This is a genomic window from Sneathiella sp., from assembly GCF_036960985.1.
In the GTDB taxonomy this organism is placed as follows: Bacteria; Pseudomonadota; Alphaproteobacteria; order Sneathiellales; family Sneathiellaceae; genus Sneathiella.
The window spans coordinates 130051-149096 of record NZ_JBALWD010000008.1 but is presented as its reverse complement, the minus strand read 5'-3'; the positions used below and the strand labels follow the sequence as shown (position 1 = coordinate 149096).

14 protein-coding genes are annotated in these 19046 nt (G+C 49.1%); 3 read left to right on the top strand and 11 right to left on the bottom strand.

Annotated features, from left to right (window positions below):
- Positions 1-155: 155 nt before the first annotated feature.
- The 5 genes from V7723_RS06860 to V7723_RS06840 all read right to left on the bottom strand — a co-directional run bounded on the left by V7723_RS06860 (position 156) and on the right by V7723_RS06840 (position 7301).
- Positions 156-644, bottom strand: a complete 489-nt coding sequence (locus tag V7723_RS06860) for a universal stress protein (RefSeq protein ID WP_335683704.1) — start codon at positions 642-644, stop codon at positions 156-158.
- A 53-nt stretch (positions 645-697) separates the two neighbouring features.
- Entirely contained in the window at positions 698-1681 is a 984-nt protein-coding gene (locus V7723_RS06855; protein ID WP_335683703.1) for a DUF2333 family protein, read from the bottom strand.
- Between the two features lie 96 nt (positions 1682-1777).
- The gene (gene trpS, locus V7723_RS06850; protein WP_335683702.1) at positions 1778-2776 is read right to left on the bottom strand and encodes a tryptophan--tRNA ligase; all 999 of its coding nucleotides are present in this window, start codon (positions 2774-2776) and stop codon (positions 1778-1780) included.
- 134 nt (positions 2777-2910) lie between these two features.
- Positions 2911-4467 carry a murein biosynthesis integral membrane protein MurJ gene (murJ, locus tag V7723_RS06845; protein WP_335683701.1) on the bottom strand — a complete coding sequence of 519 codons (1557 nt, stop codon included), beginning with the start codon at positions 4465-4467 and terminating at the stop codon, positions 2911-2913.
- A gap of 38 nt (positions 4468-4505) precedes the next feature.
- Positions 4506-7301: a [protein-PII] uridylyltransferase gene (locus V7723_RS06840; protein WP_443024199.1), complete on the bottom strand. Its 2796-nt coding sequence runs from the start codon at positions 7299-7301 to the stop codon at positions 4506-4508.
- Between the two features lie 146 nt (positions 7302-7447).
- Here V7723_RS06840 and V7723_RS06835 point away from each other — a divergent pair, with 146 nt between their 5' ends.
- Positions 7448-7879, top strand: coding sequence for a DUF1801 domain-containing protein (locus tag V7723_RS06835; protein ID WP_335683699.1), 432 nt, complete (start codon positions 7448-7450; stop codon positions 7877-7879).
- Positions 7880-8506, top strand: a complete 627-nt coding sequence (locus tag V7723_RS06830; protein ID WP_335683698.1) for a LysE/ArgO family amino acid transporter — start codon at positions 7880-7882, stop codon at positions 8504-8506.
- A 6-nt stretch (positions 8507-8512) separates the two neighbouring features.
- Here V7723_RS06830 and V7723_RS06825 read toward each other — a convergent pair whose 3' ends face one another.
- Together V7723_RS06825 and mutS are read right to left on the bottom strand one after the other, a co-directional pair.
- A complete protein-coding gene (locus tag V7723_RS06825) occupies positions 8513-9283 on the bottom strand; it encodes an SDR family NAD(P)-dependent oxidoreductase (protein ID WP_335683697.1) in 771 nt (256 codons plus the stop codon).
- Positions 9284-9371: 88 nt separating this feature from the next.
- Positions 9372-11990, bottom strand: a complete 2619-nt coding sequence (gene mutS / locus V7723_RS06820; RefSeq protein ID WP_335683696.1) for a DNA mismatch repair protein MutS — start codon at positions 11988-11990, stop codon at positions 9372-9374.
- Positions 11991-12137: 147 nt separating this feature from the next.
- Here mutS and V7723_RS06815 point away from each other — a divergent pair, with 147 nt between their 5' ends.
- Positions 12138-14402 carry an NADP-dependent malic enzyme gene (locus tag V7723_RS06815; protein ID WP_335683695.1) on the top strand — a complete coding sequence of 755 codons (2265 nt, stop codon included), beginning with the start codon at positions 12138-12140 and terminating at the stop codon, positions 14400-14402.
- A 25-nt stretch (positions 14403-14427) separates the two neighbouring features.
- Here the strand turns inward: V7723_RS06815 and V7723_RS06810 are convergent, their stop codons facing one another.
- From V7723_RS06810 to V7723_RS06795, 4 genes are all read right to left on the bottom strand, one after another.
- Positions 14428-15204, bottom strand: coding sequence for an ABC transporter permease (locus V7723_RS06810; protein WP_335683694.1), 777 nt, complete (start codon positions 15202-15204; stop codon positions 14428-14430).
- A 5-nt stretch (positions 15205-15209) separates the two neighbouring features.
- Complete coding sequence (locus V7723_RS06805; protein WP_335683693.1) at positions 15210-16112, bottom strand: ATP-binding cassette domain-containing protein; 903 nt, start codon at positions 16110-16112, stop codon at positions 15210-15212.
- 86 nt (positions 16113-16198) lie between these two features.
- Entirely contained in the window at positions 16199-17731 is a 1533-nt protein-coding gene (locus tag V7723_RS06800) for an AMP-binding protein (protein WP_335683692.1), read from the bottom strand.
- Between the two features lie 2 nt (positions 17732-17733).
- On the bottom strand, positions 17734-19044 hold the full coding sequence (locus V7723_RS06795) for an AmpG family muropeptide MFS transporter (protein ID WP_335683691.1): 1311 nt from the start codon (positions 19042-19044) through the stop codon (positions 17734-17736).
- Positions 19045-19046: the final 2 nt, after the last annotated feature.

Here is a 19046-nt window from a genome sequence, read left to right as displayed (position 1 = left end):
AGGTCGGATTTTTTAGTCGAAATTTACCCAAATCTTTCAGATAGATAGGAGGGTATCAAACATTTTACCACAATTTTAGACGAAATATTTTGTGCGAAAATACGAATCGCTCCCTCCTCTTCAGGATGATATTCAGTAAAAATACGTGGGATAAACTAGGTAACAGCATCCAGCTGCCGTGTCGTCAGGTTACCTGGAACAACGGTGATGGGAATTGCAAATGTGCCAGACATTTCGCCGACAAGGCTTTTGACCAAGGGTCCCGGACCGCCAGAATCCGGGGACGCAGCAAGGACCAGAATTCGAACATCGGGATCTTCTTCAATCAGCGTCAACACTTGTTCCTTCATGAAACCGTCGCGAATAACAAATTCCGGAATAATGGTTGTTTCCTTCTGGATATCTTCGGCAAGGGATTGAAGCCGGTTTTCAGCAGCCTCGCGCGCTTCTTCGCGCATGGCCTGTTCCACACCCATCCAATGCTGGAATTCAGGGGGTTCAATGACATATAATAACATGACACCACCACCGACATGCCACGCCCTCCGGCAGGCAAACCTGATTGCAGAAGTGCACTCAGGCGTATCGTCCACGACAACAAGAAACTTGTTCCGTATTGTCTCTGTCTGGGTCTCGTCGGTCATAAAGGCTCCGTCAGTCGTTCTCTCAGAAAATTATCCTGCCATCATCGGGGCCGTTATTTCAAGAGAATGTTACTGATTTCCTGTAGCTGTGCCCGTGCACGCAGGACATAAAAGCCCTGAGCTGCGAGATGATTGGGGAGAAACTGCGAATCTGGTGCCGCATTGACGACGATAATGGGGTCGAGCTCAACGACGGATTTCAAACTGCTCAACATCTGGCCCCACGCATTGACCAGTTCTCTTTCCTTGATCAGCGTTTCGTAATCCTGGGAAAGGGCCTTCAAGATCAGGTAATAACCGTAACTTTGCCCCTTAATGTTATAAAATAGATCATCCGCCTTGAAGTCGATGAAGCTGCCGGCATTTTCATCAATATGCTGATCAATGGCGGCAGTTGAGGAGCCTATGTCCAGAGCAATCCGATCCAGTGTCGCCAGCAAATTGTCCGCGCGTTTTTCAAACACTGCTTTTCCAGCAGCCAGACGTGTGTTGTATTTGATCAGGGATTTGCGAGCTTTTTCATATTGCTCTTCCGAGGCGGCTGTCGGCAGCCAGGAAACTGACGGATCCCATGCCCATTTCGTGCCGGAATATTGCAAAAGACCGGCGGCTTCCTGAAGGTCCGGATCCGTCTGACTTGATCCTCGGGTTCGGCCAATCTGGTCCGTCAGCTCGAAACTGAAACGCGCAAGGGCAGAAATGACACCTTGTTGGTAATTGGGCATATTATCGAGCGCCGCAGAGGGCATGAAAAACGGATCATTTGCTGTCCAGCGATTGACGTTGATCTCGCGATCAATTAGCCCGGCCATCATGTCGACAGCCTTGCTGCCGCCCGCGACAACGTTCTCTCCGCCGGGCGCAAATTCAACATCGTCTTCGATATTGTTGATCATGAACATACCGACGGGATAATAGGCGACGGCGATAAAAAGCAGGATGAGAACAATTGGCTTCCAACTGCGCTTTGCGGCCGCCCCGACCCGATTAGTGCCAATCCTTTTCTTCTCAGGACCGCTACTGCCTATTTCACTCATTTATTTTGCCCCATGAAATACTGCGTTTACCTGCTGTACCGCCTCTAAATGTAAGTAGTTCTGTATGGAGTTACAAGTTACAGATGACCCACCTGTTCACGGCGCAATAAATCCAACAATCTCTTTGACTTCTTTCATTACCGGTTCTGTCAGCTTGCGCGCGCGTGTCGCACCATCCTTCAAAATGGCGTCCACATGACCCAGATCAGCCATCAACCGCTTCATTTCTTCACCGATCGGGCCAAATTTCTCGACGGCGAGGTCTGTGAGAAGCGGTTTGAACGTAGAGAATTGTGATCCCGCGAATTCTGCCAAAACGTCTTTCTTGCTGCTGTCCGCCAGAGCGGCATAAATGCCGACAAGGTTGGCGGCTTCCGGGCGATCTTTCAGTCCTTCTTCCGTTTCGGGAAGCGGATCCGCATCAGTGCGGGCCTTGCGTAATTTCTTAGCAATCATGTCCCGGTCATCTGTAAAGGTAATCCGCGAATAATCGCTGGGATCCGATTTAGACATTTTCTTTGATCCATCCCGCAACGACATCACCCGGGTCGCTTCGCCGAAGATCAACGGCTCAACGATAGGAAACAGGTCCACGCCATAGTCATTATTGAACTTTTGGGCAATATCTCGGGTCAATTCAAGATGCTGTTTCTGATCCTCGCCGACCGGCACATGCGTCGCCTTGTAAGCCAGAATATCCGCCGCCATTAAGGAAGGATAAGCATAGAGACCCAAAGACGCATTTTCACGATTTTTGCCCGCTTTCTCCTTGAACTGAGTCATTCTGTTCAACCATCCGAGGCGGGCAATACAATTGAAAATCCAAGCAAGCTCCGCGTGGGCAGGGACGTTGCTTTGCGCGAAAATAATGGAAGATTTGGGATCCACACCTGCCGCAAGATATGCCGCCGCGACTTCCCGGGTGTTACTGCGCAAATCCGCCGGATCCTGCCAAACGGTGATGGCATGCATATCAACAGCGCAATAAATGCATTCATAGTTTTCCTGAAGACCAACAAAATTTCGGATTGCCCCGAGATAATTGCCGAGATGCAGGTTGCCAGTTGGCTGAACGCCAGAAAAAATTCGCGACATGTAAACGCTCCTTACGCTTTGGACACGAGCCTCTTATTGACGGGCCTGTTTATCAGGCCATCGAGGCTGGAGATTGGGGGTGACCCCAAAAATGAAACGCGGTTATTGCAGGACGGAGACTATGCGTCAACCGCTTATCGGTCCGCTCGCCGTCTGAGCATGTTTTTCAAATCAGAAAGACTGGCAGCACCGGTCAGTAGAGCCGTAATCGCATAGACGGCTGCCCCGCCGGCAATAATACTAGCCAATGCGGTTATCCTTGAGGCTAAGTCGTTTGAGAATTGAGGATGCAATAAATCAGCCGCAAACCACAAACCGGCCCCCATTATCGCCGAGGACAAAATCATTCCCAGGGATCTGCGGATTAGTCTTTTATCGCTGTGATAATGGCCGCGCCGAACCAGAAGGAATAGAAGAATGGCCGCGTTCAGCCAGGATGACAGAGATGTCGCGATGGCGATGCCCACATGGGAAAATTCCTGTATCAGAAGGAGGCTTAATACAACATTGGCCGCCATAGCGATGACACCGACAATGACGGGTGTTGTCGTATCCTCTCGCGCGAAAAAGGCAGGCGCCAGTATTTTGACCAAAACATAGGCTGGTAATCCAGAAGAAAAAGCAAAGAGGGCAGCGGCAGTTGCCTCACTCGCGGCAACCGTGAACTCTCCATGTTGAAACAGAACCAAAGTTATCTGTGAGGGAATAACCATTAGTGCGGCGGCGGCGGGTAGGGTCAATAATAACGAAAGCTCGATTGCCCGGTTGAGACTACCGATCGCCGTTTCCTCTTCACCGGCACGTATCTGCCGGGACAGCAGGGGTAATAAAGCAGTCCCGACAGCGATGCCAATCACCCCGAGGGGAAGCTGATAGACACGATCCGCATAGTATAAATAAGAAATGGAGCCCGTCGCCAAAAACGAGGCGATGATTGTCCCCACTAAAATATTGATCTGCATTACTCCAGCGCCGAGGGCTCCGGGAAGCATAAGTTTCAACAGTCGTTTGACGTCTTTATTAAGGCGAGGCCGGCCAACCTTGATTTTTATATCCTGACGGGCGCAGGCGATCACAAGGAAAATGACTTGGGCGACGCCAGCCGCGGCAACGCCCCAAGAGAGGAGCGTTCCTGTTTCACGGTCGCTTTGACCCATGGCGGCGAGAAGACATGTGATCAGGATAATATTGAGCAATATGGGAGCGGCGGCCATCGCCGCAAATTTATAAAATGCTGTAAGCACGCCGCCCAGCAACGCAACGATGGCCATAGCGATCAGATACGGAAATGTGATGCGGGTAAACTCGACAGCAAGATTGAATTTATCGCCATCCACGGTGAAACCCGGCGCCAGAAACTGCATCATAAAGGGCATGAAAATCATGAACAAGGCGGAGAAGATCAAAAGAAACCCAACCAGGATGCTCAAGCTATATCCGGCGAATTCCAGGGCGAGAGGTTTTCCCTCAGCTTCGAGTTTTCGGGCAAACATCGGAACGAAGGCCGCTGAAAAAGCGCCTTCTGCGACCAGCCGGCGAAACATGTTGGGAATACGAAACGCAACAAAAAAGGCATCGGCGACCGGCCCCGCGCCTAACACTGTCGCCATCAGGATATCCCGCAAAAAGCCCAGAACACGACTGATCATCGTATAGCCACCTACGGTAGCGACAGACTTAAGCAAACTCATACAATACCCCTCATTAAATCACCTGTCGGTCGATCTAATTACCCAGCTGCTGCTTTCTTTTTCGATTTGACGCCCTTGGTACCGGAAGCGGTTTTATCAGTTAAGGCAAGCATCAGCTTTTTCTCGATGTTACTGAGCTTTACTTTGTTGGTGATTTTATGGCCGAAACTATCTTTTACATAAAATACATCGACAGCCCGTTCGCCATATGTCGCAATATGGGCCGAAGAAATGGTCAAAGACAACGTGAAAAATGTGCGCGAAAGATCCGCCAGAAGGCCGGAACGGTCCCGCCCTCTCAGTTCGATTACCGTGTGGGTATTGGACGCCTTATTGTCGAGAAGGACTGATGGCTGAACCCTGAACACTTGTGTTCTACTGGGTAAGCTGGAATTGCGACGGTCGATGATCTCCACATGCGGTTTTCTGTCGCCTTGCAAGGTTGCTTCGATGGCGGCACGGAGTTTCTTCATCCGTTCTCCCGTATCATAGATTTTGCCGTCGGAGTCCTGAATAAAGAAGGTATCAAGCGCCATCCCGTCTGTCGTCGTATGTATCTTGGCATCGACGATATTGGCGCCGGTAATTGACATGGCGCCGGTAATTCGTGCGAATAACCCCGGATGGTCGGCGGTAAAAATAGTGACCTCTGTGATTGACCGAAAAGGATCGCTTTTGGCGTCTACGGTAAACAGTTTCCCTTTTTTGTCTGCTTGCCGCATGAGTTTTGCATGGGCAATTTGATCCTCGCTGTTTGTCGCCATCCAATAAGATGGGTAAAAGCGATTGATCTGCTTTTCGATATCCGCTTTCTTCCAGCCTTTTAAGGCTGCAGTCAGGTTTTCTTGCAAATGTTTTGCCCGCTCTTCGCGACCTTCGGAAATATGTCCGCCTGTAAGCGCCGTTTCGCTGGCATAATAAAGCTCGCGTAAAAGTTGACCTTTCCAGCCGTTCCATACTTTTGGTCCGACTGCCCGGATATCCACAACTGTCAAAATAAGCAGTAGTCGGAGACGTTCCGGGCTTTGAACGATTTCAGCAAAATCTTCGACTGTTTTCGGGTCCGATATATCCCGTTTGAAGGCAAAATTACTAAATGCCAAATGATATCGCACAAGCCACGCCACGGTTTCTGTCTCGGACGCGGACAATCCCAGTCTGGGACATAATTTTTCCGCAACTTCTGCGCCAAGAACGGAGTGATCGCCGCCTCTTCCTTTTGCAATGTCATGAATAAGAACAGAGCAATACAGGACATTTCGCGAAAGAACCTTCGGGAGTATTTTATGAGATAGCGGATGATCTTCTATCAACAATCCGGCCTCGATTTGAGACAATATGCCGATAGCTCGGATTGTATGTTCATCGACCGTATAGACATGATACATATCATGCTGCATCTGCGCGACCACTCGCCCGAAATCAGGAATAAAACGCCCAAAAACGCCTGCTTCGTTCAGCCGGCGCAGCGTTGTTTCTGGATCGTTACGACTTGTCAGCATCTCAAGGAAGAGCCGGTTGGCGGTTTCATCAGCGCGTAATTTGCGATTGATCAATTTCAGATCTTGACGAATGAGCCGCAAGGCGTTTGGATGAACATCCAGCTGTTTTTCCTGTGCTAAATGAAATAGATCCAGCATCTTTACCGGCGCATTTTTGAAATCATCATCATTGGCAACATTCAAACGGCCGCTCTCGACAAGGTATCCTTTCAGCTTTCTGCGTCGCAGGCCGAACCGGGCAATGGCAAATCTGCTTTTTTTCTGCTGTTCGGCTTCCAGATTTGCGCAAAAAATGCGCGTTAGATCTCCCACATCTTTTGCAACCAGAAAATAATGTTTCATAAAGCGTTCAACACCAAGAGTGCCGGCGTGATCTTTGTAGCCCATGCGTTGGGCCAGTTCTGATTGCATGTCAAAGGTTATCCGCTCCTCAGGCCGTTTCGCCAAATAATGCAGATGGCAGCGGACGGTCCGCAAAAAATTGGAGGCCTTTGTAAAACGGCGCCGCTCTTTCTCGGTAAACACACCCAATTCCACAAGCCGTGAAATTTCTGTTGTCCCATGGAGGAATTTAGCAATCCAGAATAATGTCTGAAGGTCGCGTAAGCCACCTTTGCCTTCCTTTATGTTAGGTTCAACGACGTACCGAGAATTGCCAAATCGTTCGTGCCGTTCGCCTCTTTCTTGCAGCTTCGCCTCAATGAACTCTTTGCTGTTTCCGGCGACGATCTCCTTCATATATTTTTGTCGCATTTCGGTGAACAGTTCTTGATCACCCCATAAGTGCCGTGCTTCCAGAAGAGCGGTCTGGATCGTGACATCTTTTTTTGCCAAGCGAATGCATTCGTCCACATTACGGGTCGAATGGCCAACCTTTAGCCCTAGGTCCCAGAGCATATAGAGCGTAAATTCTATAACTTGCTCGCACCAGGAAGTTTGCTTGTAGGGAAATAAAAACAGTAAATCGACATCAGAGTAAGGCGCTAATTCACCGCGGCCATAGCCACCTACCGCGACAATTGAAAGCGTTTCTTCCGGCGTCGGATTACTTAAGCGGTAAACTTTTTTAGAGGCAACATCGTATATCGTTCGGATAATCTGATCGACCAGAAATGAATTGGCGTACATTGCTGGTCGGCCCTTATTGGCTCCCAGAAAGCGGCGTTCAAGTTCCTTATTGCCAAGTTCCAAAACCGACTTTAGTTTTTCCAAAAGTTCGCTCCTGAACTCGAAACTTGTCGGCAAATATCTCGCCGCAATGTCGTCGATTTCCGAGATCAACAATTTGCGGTTTATTATTTCTTTGCGATTTGGAATCTTTTCCATAAGGATCCGGTGCGTGGTTCGTCTTGAATTCGATAAAGGTGCAACTTAAACTGCTTTAAACACTAAGCTAGTTTTAATTTAGCAAAAAACACGGGGAAATTCTTGAAAATACGCTTTCTCGGCGTAATCGCCCGTTTGAAAGATCGTAAGATATGAAGCAATTTGATATAGAAGATTTATCTGTCGCCGCAACGTATAAAGCCTTTCCTCAGGCTATTCGATCAAAATTACTCGGCATTCGGCAACTAATTTTGGAGGCTGCGGATCGCACGGAAGGTGTCGGCGAAATTGATGAGACTCTGAAATGGGGCGTGCCGAGTTATCTGACGAGTAAAAGCGGAAGTGGAACGACAATACGCCTCGCGCCATCCGGCAAGGAAGATGAATTTGGCCTCTATGTGCATTGCCAGACTTCTTTGATACAGGATTTCAAAGAAACGCATCCCAAGGCATTCCGCTACAGCGGATCACGCGCTTTAATATTTGCTGTAACCGATGAGTGTGATAAAGAGACCTTGGAAAAATTTATTGTTGCGGCACTTACTTATCATCAACGTAAAAAATCGCCTAAAAAGCATTCTTGAATGGAATTCTCAGCCCTGATGAACGGTGCCCTGCTTGGCGCCGCCTTAATAATAGCGATTGGGGCCCAAAATTTATTTGTATTGCGCCAAGGAATGGCGCGTGATCAGGTTTTTGTAGTTTGCTTGCTGTCGTCCTTAATCGACGGATCCCTAATTCTGGTTGGCGCCTTAGGACTTGGATCTACAATTGCGGCTTTTCCCTGGCTGGTTCCATGGGCGACTTGGGGAGGCGCCATTTTTCTGATTGGTTTTGGGTTAATGTCTGCTTGGCGGGCAATCTGGCCGAAGCCTCTAATCGCTGACTCGGACCAGAAAATTGTGTCTTCACGTAGAAAAGCGATCATGTTGACCTTGGCTTTCGGGTTGTTAAACCCTCACGTCTATCTGGACACTGTTGTTTTGCTGGGATCCATTGCTGCAGGATATGAATTTGCGGCCAGGATCCATTTTGTTATCGGCGCAATCGCAGCATCCTTTGTCTGGTTTTTTAGTGTTGGTTATAGTGCGAGGATGTTAACACCGGTAATGAAGAACCCGGCCGCGAGCCGGGTCCTTGATACAATCGTTGCCGTGATGATGTTCGCTGTTGCCACTAATTTGGTATTAGGCCAAGTGGCATCGACGTAGAATTAATCAAGTAATGGTTTGTCCGCCGTCGATGGTGAGCGTCTGTCCGGTCAGGAAGGTGCCGGCGCTGGATGCCATAAATACCGCGGCACCGGCAATTTCATCCGGCTGCCCAATCCGCTGCAACGGCGCGCGGGATGTTGCTTGTTTCAAGATCTCTGGGTTTTCCCATAGCGCCCGCGCAAAGTTTGTTTGGATTAAGCCCGGAGCGATAGCATTAACGCGAATGTTGTCTGCTCCATGCTCGACCGCTAGATTTCGCACGAGCTGCATATCAGCTGCTTTTGAAATGCAATAAGCCCCCAGAACAGCAGAACCTCTAATCCCGCCAATTGAGGAGACAATTATTATGGAGCCGTCCTTGCGCGCCTTCATTTCCGGCAACACCATATTACACAGCCAGTGATTGGACTTTATGTTGCTGGACATAATTTTATCAAAAGCCTCATCCGGACAATCTGCTGACGGTCCGAAATATGGATTAAGAGCAGCATTGCAAACCAGCGAATGAATGTCGCCAAATTTTGCCTTCGTTTCGTCGACCAGATTTTGCAATGATTCCTTGGTGTTGATATTGCACGGAATTGAGACAGCCTCGCCTGTGGCTCCTTCTGGAATTCCAGCGTTAATCTCCGCTGCAACCTTTTCGCAAATATCGGCTTTACGGCTTGAAATAGTGACTTTGGCACCGGCCATGGCCATTCGGTGGGCAATGGCCTTGCCAATACCCTTACTGGATCCAGTAATTACGACAGTTTTTCCAGATAAATCAAACATTCGGCTTCTCCATTTTTTTTGTTATTTTGTTGTGAGTCTGAATTCGGTATCAGATTAGAGTCCGGGTTACGCCTTGTCACTCTTTAGATTATTTGTCCGGACATAATTCTTTAAGCTCATATAATAGCTTTAACGCATCCCGCGGTGACAAGTCGTCTACGCTGATCGGATCCAGCTTTTCCAAAAGAGGTGAAACAGATTCTGTGACATTCGGGGCAGATACTTCCTCAATGACGGTCGCAAAGAGAGGTAGATCGTTAGCCAATCGTGTCGACGCGGATGTTTGATCCTTCTTTTCCAATGCTTCCAGAACACTTTCGGCGCGTTTGATGACCGCTTTTGGAAGGCCTGCAAGTTTAGCGACTTGTATTCCGTATGATCTGTCAGCCGACCCTTCACCGACTTCATGCAGGAAAATAACGTCGCCTTTCCACTCTCTGACCCGCATGCTGTGATTTGAGAGTGCGGGGAGCTTTGAGCCTAAAGCTGTTAGCTCATGATAATGCGTCGCGAACAGCGCGCGGCAGGCATTCACATCATGTAAGTTCTCGACAGTAGCCCAGGCGATCGACAGGCCATCAAAAGTTGCAGTTCCACGGCCGATTTCGTCCAAGATAACCAGTGCACGCGAACCGGCTTGATTTAAGATCGCAGCGGTTTCAACCATTTCCACCATAAATGTGGATCTGCCCCGTGCAAGATCGTCAGCAGCGCCGACACGGCTGAAAAGCCGATCGACAATTCCGATATGTGCCGAGGCCGCCGGTACATATGCACCCATCTGCGCCATGACCGCAATTAATGCATTTTGGCGGAGGAAAGTACTTTTGCCTGCCATGTTGGGGCCAGTAAGAAGCCAAAGCCGTCGCTCTTCATTCAAGTTGCAATCATTGGCGATAAAGGAGGTCTCTGCGGTTGCCTGCAAGGCGGCTTCAACAACAGGATGCCGCCCACCTTTAATATCAAAGGTCGTGCTGTCATCGACGATTGGCCGGCAGTAATCATTTTCTTTGGCAAGCTGCGCATGGCTGGCTGCCACGTCGATTGTTGCCATCGCTTCGGCGGCAACTAGAATAACAGCGCCGCTATCGGTTACGTTCTTAGCAAGCTCGTCAAATAATGACAATTCCAGCGCAAGCGCGCGATCGGCTGCGCGAGATATTTTATCTTCCAGTTCGCCGAGCTCGACGGTTGTATAACGAACCGCATTCGCCATTGTCTGCCGATGGATGAATTTCTCTTCCATGTTATCAACGAATCGAGGGGTAATCTCGATAAAATATCCAAGAACGTTATTGTGCTTTATTTTTAAAGACGGCACTTTTACCTGAGAGGCATACTGCGCTTGTAGATTGGCTATGTGCCGGCGGCTTTCATCTCGCAACGCCTTGAATTCATCAAGATCAGCACGGTAGCCTTTTGCGATAAAACCGCCGTCGCGGGTTAGCAGCGGCAAGTCGGGCGCAAGAGCCCGAATTAGCAGATCTACGAGCTCTGAGTGATAACCCAATTGCTCTGCGGCTTGAGTGATTCCTTTGGAAGGCGCTTTCAGTCCACTTCCGGACATGGTCTGGCGTAAATGTGCCGTTTCCGCTAAACCATCACGAATAACAGCTATATCTCGGGGGCCACCGCGACCCAGAGACAACCGAGATAACGCGCGCTCCGTATCAGGACATCGCCTCAAGATTTCTCGCAGCCTTCCCCGCCGCGGATCGTCTTGTTCAAAATAAGTCACCATATCCAGGCGAAGATAGATCACGTCTGGTGAGGTTGACGGACTGGCTATATCCCCTGCTAATTTTCGCCCACCCGCGCCTGTGATGGTTCGATCTATGATGGCCAGCAAGCTGCCTTGCCGGTCGCCTGACATGGTGCGTGTCATTTCCAAATTCCGCCGAGTCGCCGCATCAATTGACATCACGTCGCTATTAAGCTGCTGTGTTGGGATCTTTATAAGTGGAAATTTCCCTTTCTGCGTTAGCTCTACATAATCTACCAAAGCCCCGCACGCCGCAAGTTCTGGTCGGCCAAATGCCCCGAAGGCATCAAGCGTTTGTACATTGAAAAGAGATTGTAGGCGGCGTTCCCCGCTTTGGCTGTCAAACCGGACAGAAGGTAAGAGTGTCAGACTTTTGTGCCAATCTTGACTTAAATCTCTGAAAATGGGCTCATTCAGCCAACGGTCTGACATTAGAATTTCACCCGGATCTAATCGTGATATCTGAGCGCCAATATCGTCAATGGATATAGCCGTTACATTAAATTCACCGGTGGAAATATCGAGCCAAGCTATTGCATAACCCTGTCCCACTCTGGCAAGGGCAACGAGGAAATTATGAGCGCGCGAATCCAGTAAGGAGTCTTCCGTAATCGTTCCCGGTGTCACAAGGCGTACGACTTCGCGGGCAACAACAGATTTGTAACCGCGTTTTTTTGCTTCGGCAGGGCTTTCGGTTTGCTCTGCGACGGCGACGCGATGTCCATTGCGAATTAATTTTTGTAAATAACCATCTGCTGCGTGCACAGGCACACCGCACATGGGAATATCTTCTCCTGCATGTTTTCCGCGTTTAGTCAGGGCGATATTCAAGGAGGCGGAGGCGACCTCTGCATCTTTGAAAAACAGCTCATAAAAATCGCCCATTCGATAAAAAAGCAAGCTGTCAGGATGATCCGCTTTGATGGCGAGATACTGTTCCATCATAGGGGTCGCTGATTTATTCGGTTGCGACTTGGATTTGACTAAGGTAGGCATGAAGGAAAACTAACATAGCAGGCTGGTTTGCCAACAGGTTTGTATAATTATTTTCTAGGCAAATTTTGAGCACAATAAAGACAAGGGCACAGTTCAATGAGTGATAAGCGGGATTCCGGGCAATACGATGAGGCGTTACGCTACCATGCGCAGGGTAAACCCGGAAAAATGGAAATTATTGCCACTAAACCCGTGGCCACCCAACATGATTTGTCATTAGCCTATTCACCTGGCGTAGCAGCTCCCTGTCTTGCTATCGCTGCTGATCCTGAAACAGTCTATGATTATACGACGAAAGGTAACCGTGTCGCTGTGATCTCTAATGGCACAGCAGTATTGGGTCTTGGCAATCTCGGCGCGCTAGGGTCAAAACCCGTTATGGAAGGGAAGGCCGTCCTTTTCAAACGATTTGCGGATCTGGATTGTTTCGATTTGGAACTGGATACAGAAGATGTCGATGAGTTCGTAAATTGTGTTCGTTTGATGGGCCCGAGTTTTGGCGGTATAAACCTTGAAGATATAAAAGCGCCGGAATGTTTTATTATTGAGCAGAGATTGCGTGAATTGATGGATATTCCGGTATTCCATGATGATCAGCATGGAACAGCAATTATCTGCGCTGCGGGACTTATCAATGCCCTTGACCTTACCGGTCGCAGCATAAAAAATGTGAAGGTGGTAGTGAATGGTGCGGGGGCCGCTGCGATTGCATGTCTTGAGCTTATCAAGGCCATGGGACTACCCCATAACAATGCAATTTTATGCGACACTAAAGGCGTGATTTTCCAAGGCCGAGAGGCAGGCATGAATCAGTGGAAGTCTGCGCATGCTGTTGAGACAGAAGCCCGAACCTTGGAAGAAGCAATGGCCGGATCTGATGTCTTTTTAGGTCTGTCCGTAAAGGATGCGGTGACAAAAGACATGGTGAAATCCATGGGTGAGAAACCTATAATTTTTGCTATGGCGAACCCCGACCCTGAAATCAGGCCGGAAGAAATAGCAGAAGTTCGGGACGACGCTATCGTTGCCACAGGTCGTTCGGACTTTCCGAACCAGGTGAATAATGTTCTTGGGTTTCCCTATATTTTCAGGGGTGCCCTCGATGTTCGGGCGACGACGATCAATGAAGCCATGAAAATTGCGGCGGCGGAAGCCTTAGCAGAGCTGGCTCGTGAGGATGTACCGGATGAGGTGGCCGCTGCTTATAAAGGTCAGCGTCCGGTTTATGGGCCGGAATATATTATCCCTGTACCGTTTGATCCAAGGCTGATCAGTCACGTTCCAATGGCGGTTGCCAAGGCAGCGATGGAATCGGGTGTCGCCCGACGTCCGATTATTGACGAAGATGCCTACCGCAATGAATTGCGGGCGCGATTGGATCCGACGGCAGGGTCACTTCAGTTGATCATGGACGAGGTCCGCGCCGCACCGCGCCGGGTTGTCTTTGCCGAAGGTGAGGAAGAAAAAGTCATTCGCGCGGCTATTGAATTCCAAAAGGCAGGCTACGGAATTCCTATTCTAATAGGTCGCAAGGCCGAAATTCATAAAATAATGAGCGATATTGGCGTCGAAGGCGCTGAGGGATTGGAGATCTATAACGCGAGCGATATGGAAGATCGGGAAAAATATCATAGTTTCCTGTTCGATAGGCTGCAACGGCAAGGATATCTTCTTCGGGATTGCGTCCGCCTGGTAAATAGAGATAGAAATATTTTTGCTTCTTGTATGGTCGCCATGGGAGATGCCGATGCTGTTGTAACAGGCGTGACCCGTCGTTTCTCCGTTGCGTTTAAGGAAATCCAGAAAGTAATCGATCCGAAAGAAGGGCAACGGGTGGCCGGTGTGTCGGTTATCGTTGGTCGTGATCGCACTGTCTTTATGGCGGATACCACGGTTACAAATTTACCTACGGCACAAGAGCTTGTCCAAATATCCAAAGAAGCTGTGGAAGTCGCACGTCGCCTCGGGCATGAACCGCGTGTTGCGTTATTGTCTTATTCCAATTTTGGTAATCCGCAGCATGTAACTTCCGATCGTATTCGTGAAGCGGTTTGTCTTTTGGATACGGAAGAGCTCGATTTCGAATATGATGGGGATATGTCGGCGGACGTGGCACTCAACCCAGAACTTATGGCCATGTATCCATTTTGTCGCTTGTCGGGCCCCGCGAATGTTCTTGTAATGCCAGGACTTCATTCCGCAAATATTGCGTCTAAACTTATGTCATCTCTCGGCGAGAGTACGGTAATCGGGCCGTTGTTGGTTGGATTATCGAAGCCGGTTCAAATTGTCCCTATTGGTGCGACGGTTTCTGATCTGGTAAATATGGCGGCGTTGGCGGCCCATGAGGCGGGGCAATAAGGTTTCCGAATATTTGCTTTGATCGTTAATCAAACAGGCGCTGCCTCATCTTCCGGTTGGCTAGGATAAAGGCAATAGTGCTCATGGCAATTATATAGGCTGTATGAAGGGCAAGCATTTGACCATCTACCGGCAGGCCGGCGACCATAGGTCTGATTGAGGCAATGAGATGTGTCATAGGGAAAAACCATGCAAATAATTGGATGATTTCAGGAAACCGGTTGATATCAAAAAACACGCCACAAAAAACGAACATCGGCGTGATCCAGAAAGTAAAGAAATAGCTGAAAAAATCGTATCCCTTAGCATAGGCAGTCGCGAGTAGGCCAACGCTGGCAAAGCAAATTGACGCGACAAAGACGAATGGCAGCGCGATTAAAGCGCCTGAAATTGAGGGGATACCGCCCCATATCAATCCGACGATCAGGACGCTTATGGCTGAAAAAAACGCCTTGACTGCCGCCCATAAAACTTCCCCCATAAGAAGTTCCGTCAAGGTCACGGGTGTCGACAGAATAGCATCCCAGATTCCCATATTAAAATATCGAGTAAAAGATCCAATCGTAGTCTCGAAGCTTGCCGCGAAGGCTGCAGAATAGGCAATCATTCCGGCAATAACGAAGGTCAGATAACTCATGCCGTCCATGGTGTCGATAAACTGTCCGAGACCAAACCCGAAGGCGAACAGGAATAACAAAGGGTTCGCCACATTAGATACCAATGTGGGAACCGCAAATTTCAAAAAAATCAAATACTGTCTAACCACAAAGGCGAGAACATATTTTGGGTTTGGAAGGATCATCTCAATCAGTTGTCCCGAAGAATTCGGCCGGTAAGGCGAAGAAAAACATCTTCCAGATTTGCTGGACGATGCAGGTAGGAGGCCTCTTGTGGCAAGTCATCAATAAACTCAGATGTATTATGCACAAAATAAAGAACGGAATCGCCGATATCCTCACTATCCCATTTATCTGGCGACGACTTCATGTGATGAGGTTTTTGAACTTCGAAAACATGACCTTTAACATGACGGCCAATCAGTTCTTCAGGTGTTCCTTGGTCGAGGATATTTCCCTCGTCAATGATGACAATTTGATCACATAGACGCTGGGCTTCATCCATATAGTGAGTGGTCAGCAACAGAGTGCGACCTTGTTTTTTCAAATCCGTAAGCTGTTTCCATATCAATACGCGGGCTTGTGGGTCAAGGCCCGTCGTAGGCTCATCCAGAATAACAAGTTCGGGATCACCGATTAGGGCTCTCGCGACGATCAACCGTCTTTTCATGCCTCCCGATAGGGCGACCACTGGAGCATTTTTCTTATCGCTGAGCTGCATAAATTCCAGTAATTTTGGTACACGCTCGGCAATAACATTTTTTGGTAGAGCAAAATACCGGCCAAAGGCCTCTAGATTTTCTGCAACACTGATGTCGGGATCAAGGTTTGTTTCCTGCGGAACCAGGCCAATTTTTGCCTTTGCCTTTCTGGACATTTTGTCGACAGGCATTCCAAAAACTTCGAGGGAACCGCCGCTAATATGGGAAAGTCCCATAATCATACGCATTGTCGTTGATTTTCCGGCGCCATTTGGGCCAAGCAATCCAAAGCACTGCGCCTCGCCGACGGAAAAATCGATTCCCTTGACGACTTCGGCGTCTCCATATTTCTTTTTCAAGCCTCGCGCGGCGATGACTGGTATTTGGTTCATGATGATGGTCCGGTAAATCTGGACGATGCAGGAGAGAAAGGTGTGGCCGCCTATTCTACAGATTGGTGCGGGTCTGACAATCCTTATTAACCCTCTGTTTCCAATCTCTCGCGGAGTTCAGTTTTGAGTACCTTTCCGTAATTATTTTTAGGCAGCTCTTTCACAAAGAAATACTCCTTAGGGCGCTTGAATCGGGCAATGTGCTGTATACAATGGTCGTCGAGATCGCGGGGCTCAATTTGGGCTGCTTCTTTACAAACGACGAAGGCAACGACCTCTTCTCCCCAATCACTATGAGCGCGACCGACAACGGAAATTTCTTCTACCAACGGATAAGTCAGAAGGGCTTCTTCTATTTCCCGAGGATAAATATTTGTGCCGCCGGAAATAATCATATCCTTGGAACGATCTTTAAGGGTGAGAAAGCCGTCATCGTCGAAACAACCCATATCGCCAGTATGAAGCCATCCACCGCGTAATGTCGCGTCCGTCGCTTCTTGATTTTTCCAGTAGCCGAGCATTACAACATCACCGCGTACGACAACTTCACCGATCTCACCTGTCGGGAGCGGATTGTCTTCCTCATCAAAGATTTGGACTTCAACATCTGTACGTTCCGTTCCAACGGAGGCAAGGATTTCACTCCTTCTGGGATGCGCATCGTCTTCGATGATGGAAGGCGATAATCCGGTGATGGTCATTGGTGCTTCGCCTTGGCCATAAATCTGGGCAAATTTGGGTCCAATCGCCTCGATGGCCCGTCGGATATCCGCTTCATACATCGGACCACCGCCATAGACGATAAGCTTCAGGTTGCTGGTATCCGCATTTACAAAAGCCGGGCTTGCAATCAGGCGATGCACCATGGTCGGCGCAAAGAAGAAACAGGAATTGGGATAGTGTGCGATCAAGGCTAACGTCTCTGCAGGATCAAATCCGCCGCTCTTGGGCGTGACCTGTATTCCCGCTTTGGCAATCAGCGGGAGGCCATACAAACCCGAACCATGGGTCTGGGGCGCAGCATGAATAACAGCATCGCCAGGACTTAATGACGTGATATCCGCAAAATAACTGAGAGTTGCGACGAGAAGGTTACGATGGCTGATCATGGCACCTTTGGGTTTTCCTGTCGTGCCAGACGTGTAGAAAAGCCAAGCCAGATCATCTGGTTCGACGGATTGAAGTGGTAAGGCGGCACCAAGTTTTAGGTTCTGATACTCTTCTTTGTGAATGGAGAGAACTGCTTCCAAATCAGGCAGCTCATCGATGAGCGGGGTCAACTGATCGGCAATTTCTGCTGTCGCAAAACACATTCGGGTGTCAGAATTTTCAAGAATATAGCGAAACTCGTTAATATGGAGCTTGGCGTTGACGGGAACAGCGACGAGGCCGGCGCGCCACACGGCAAACAAAGCAATCCAATATTCTGGATGGTTTTTCATGATAAGGGCGACGCGATCGCCTGTCTGTAGCCCCATTTCGCCGCGCAAAGCACCCGCCATAGCGGCGGATTGCGTTTCAAATTGCTTGTAAGTCGCAGTCAGATCATTTCCATAGGCAAGTGCCGGCAAATCCGGATACGTTCGCGCTGTTCGTTGTAGTAGGTTCGCAATATTCATGATTACTCCATGGGCCTCAGATGTGCCTCTTGTTCTTCCGGTATCGGCTGCTTTCGGGACAACCACCAAAGTAATATCAAGCCGGGGATTGCCGCAACCGTCGTGACCAGAAAAAATTCGAACCAGCCAACTTGTTCCGCCAGCCATCCCGCAGGCGCGACCAACACTGTTCTTGCTACTGCTGTCAATGAAGTGAGCAAGGCATATTGGGTTGCGGTATAGGTTATATTACAAAGACTGGACAGATATGCAACGAAGACTGCCGTTCCCATACCGCCGGCAATATTTTCGACACCGATTGTAAGCGCCAGAAAGGCGAGGTCATGGCCAATGCTTGCCTGTGCCGCAAAGAGTAAATTTGAAAACATTTGCAACAGGCCGCACACCCAGAGCGATTTGTACATTGTTGTTGCGGCGAGCAGCCATCCACCGAAAAACAGTCCAATGAAAGTCGCGACCGTGCCGAAAGTTTTCACAATCTCCGCAATTTCCGTCAACGTAAATCCCGTTTGAATATAGAAAGGGTTCGTCATTGCGCCCGCCAAACTGTCCCCGAATTTGTACAGGACGGTAAAAAGGATAATGATTAACCAATGGGGTTTGCGCATGAAGTCTAGAAAAGGCGCGATCACCGATTGCTCTAGCCATTGCCGGTAATCTTGTCGCTGTGCTGGATGTGCTGACTGTTCAGGTTGGGCCGTGACAGCGGGCTCTCGGGTAAAGAACACGGTGATAGTACCAATGAGAATGAAGCAGGCCATGACCAGGTAGCTGATGGTCCAGCCAAAAAAATCGGCGATTAGGAAGCTGCTGAAACCTGTCAACCACATGGCAACCCGGTAGCCATAAACATAGGTCGCCGCCCCCGCAGCCATATTCTTGTCATCACAGATTTCGATGCGAAAGGCGTCGACAATGATATCATAAGACGCGGAGGCGAAGGCGACGAGGAGGGCGGCAATCGCCACATGCAGGAGATCGGCCTTCGGATCGCTAAAGGCAAGTACAAGGGTTGCCCCGATAAGACAAGCTTGCAAAAACACCAGCCAGCTACGGCGCCGCCCGAGTAATTTATCGAGAACGGGTATTTGTAGATTATCAATGAGTGGCGCCCACAGAAATTTTAAGGTGTAGGGAAGTCCCACCAGTGAGAATAATCCGATGGCAGTGAGATCAATATCTTCTTGCGTTAGCCATGCCTGCAAGATACTGCCCGACAACAGAAGCGGAACACCCGACGAAAACCCAAGAAAGGTAATCGCCAGAATACGTTTATCGCGATAAATCGAAAGGGCCGACAGCCAGGTGGTCATGA

What these genes read in the sequence shown, in the direction of transcription:
- V7723_RS06860 (WP_335683704.1), bottom strand. Translation starts at nt 644, where the DNA reads ATGACCGACGAGACCCAGACAGAGACAATACGGAACAAGTTTCTTGTT.
- V7723_RS06855 (WP_335683703.1), bottom strand. Translation starts at nt 1,681, where the DNA reads ATGAGTGAAATAGGCAGTAGCGGTCCTGAGAAGAAAAGGATTGGCACT.
- trpS (WP_335683702.1), bottom strand. Translation starts at nt 2,776, where the DNA reads ATGTCGCGAATTTTTTCTGGCGTTCAGCCAACTGGCAACCTGCATCTC.
- murJ (WP_335683701.1), bottom strand. Translation starts at nt 4,467, where the DNA reads ATGAGTTTGCTTAAGTCTGTCGCTACCGTAGGTGGCTATACGATGATC.
- V7723_RS06835 (WP_335683699.1), top strand. Translation starts at nt 7,448, where the DNA reads ATGAAGCAATTTGATATAGAAGATTTATCTGTCGCCGCAACGTATAAA.
- V7723_RS06830 (WP_335683698.1), top strand. Translation starts at nt 7,880, where the DNA reads ATGGAATTCTCAGCCCTGATGAACGGTGCCCTGCTTGGCGCCGCCTTA.
- V7723_RS06825 (WP_335683697.1), bottom strand. Translation starts at nt 9,283, where the DNA reads ATGTTTGATTTATCTGGAAAAACTGTCGTAATTACTGGATCCAGTAAG.
- mutS (WP_335683696.1), bottom strand. Translation starts at nt 11,990, where the DNA reads ATGATGGAACAGTATCTCGCCATCAAAGCGGATCATCCTGACAGCTTG.
- V7723_RS06815 (WP_335683695.1), top strand. Translation starts at nt 12,138, where the DNA reads ATGAGTGATAAGCGGGATTCCGGGCAATACGATGAGGCGTTACGCTAC.
- V7723_RS06810 (WP_335683694.1), bottom strand. Translation starts at nt 15,204, where the DNA reads ATGATCCTTCCAAACCCAAAATATGTTCTCGCCTTTGTGGTTAGACAG.
- V7723_RS06805 (WP_335683693.1), bottom strand. Translation starts at nt 16,112, where the DNA reads ATGAACCAAATACCAGTCATCGCCGCGCGAGGCTTGAAAAAGAAATAT.
- V7723_RS06800 (WP_335683692.1), bottom strand. Translation starts at nt 17,731, where the DNA reads ATGAATATTGCGAACCTACTACAACGAACAGCGCGAACGTATCCGGAT.
- V7723_RS06795 (WP_335683691.1), bottom strand. Translation starts at nt 19,044, where the DNA reads ATGACCACCTGGCTGTCGGCCCTTTCGATTTATCGCGATAAACGTATT.